Source organism: Bradyrhizobium jicamae (assembly GCF_018130215.1).
In the GTDB taxonomy this organism is placed as follows: Bacteria; Pseudomonadota; Alphaproteobacteria; order Rhizobiales; family Xanthobacteraceae; genus Bradyrhizobium; species Bradyrhizobium jicamae_A.
Window position 1 is genome coordinate 1 of the sequence record NZ_JAFCKQ010000132.1, and the last position, 1,183, is coordinate 1,183.

2 protein-coding genes are annotated in these 1,183 nt (G+C 54.9%); one reads left to right on the top strand and one right to left on the bottom strand.

All coding sequences use genetic code 11. From position 1 onward, the window contains the following. Window positions 1-270, bottom strand: a 270-nt coding sequence (locus JQ586_RS40310; RefSeq protein WP_212400162.1) for a DUF2252 family protein, incomplete at its 3' end; no start/stop codon positions are given. Window positions 271-527: 257 nt separating this feature from the next. Between JQ586_RS40310 and JQ586_RS40315 the strand changes: the two genes are divergently transcribed. Continuing rightward, window positions 528-1,183, top strand: a 656-nt coding sequence (locus JQ586_RS40315) for an inorganic phosphate transporter (RefSeq protein ID WP_212400163.1), incomplete at its 3' end; no start/stop codon positions are given.

Here is a 1,183-nt window from a genome sequence, read left to right on the forward strand (position 1 = left end):
CGTTTGATCGAGGTCTCGAATTTCGATCTCGACATCTCCATCGGCATTCGCAAGCGGGCCAAGATTGCCGGTATGGCAATCCCCACAGATCCAAATCGCCGGGCCGGACGGGATATGGTCGTTTTGCTCGGACAGAAGCTCATAGAACAGGTCGGTACTGCCGCGAACGAAGGCATGCGGTGAGCGCGCCATCTTTTGCAGGCGCTGCTTTTCGAGGAGTCTGCGTCGACTGCCAGGCGAAGACGGATTTTCATCGCGCTTGCGGGCCATGGCAAAATGCGAGCCTCCCGGCTACCTGGGTTCAACGCGAGAAAGGAAATTTGTTCCAAAATAGACGCATTCGGGAACGTTTAATCTAAGGGCGGCTTTAACCCAAACGGTTGAGCCGGACGTCGTGCTTTGTCCGCCGAACGTCTGCCAATCGCGATCGATGCCTGCTTATTCGGGCGAAATACGTCGCTGCCAATCAAAATCAGCGCCTTAGGTCGCAGAAAGCAAAAAGCATCCATGCGAGATAGAGCAGGCCAATGCTGGAATTCTTCGTCCCCGGTTCACCCGCACTTTTCGTGCTGCTAATATTGTGCCTTGCCCTCGTTCTGTTTTTCGAGTTTTCGAATGGCTTTCACGACACCGCCAATGCTGTTGCCACGGTCATTTATACTCATTCACTGAAAGCGACCCAGGCCGTCATCTGGTCTGGTTTGATGAACTTTCTCGGCGTGCTCGCGGGTGGAATCGCGGTGGCTTTTGCACTGATCGAGCTCATCCCGCCGGACGTTCTAACGCCGCCCGATGGAGCTCTCGCTGTAGGCATGTTGGTCGCGCTTACACTCGCCGCATTGACCTGGAATGTTGGCACGTGGTGGCTAGGCATTCCCAACTCCAGCTCCCACGCCCTGGTCGGGGCATTGATCGGCATTGCGCTGGAATATGGTCTCGAAGGGCATAGTTTTACTGGCGCTGTGAACTGGCACCAAGTGGGCGGTGTCTTGAGTGCTCTATTGATATCTCCGCTACTCGGATTTGGGTTTTCATTCATCTTATATCGTGTGGTGTGCCGGCTGATACCAAATCGCGAACTATATCAGGCGCCCATAGATGGTAATCGGCCAGTCTGGTGGCTGCGTGGACTGCTCGTCTTGACATGCACGGGTGTTTCGTTCGCTCATGGGACGAATGACGG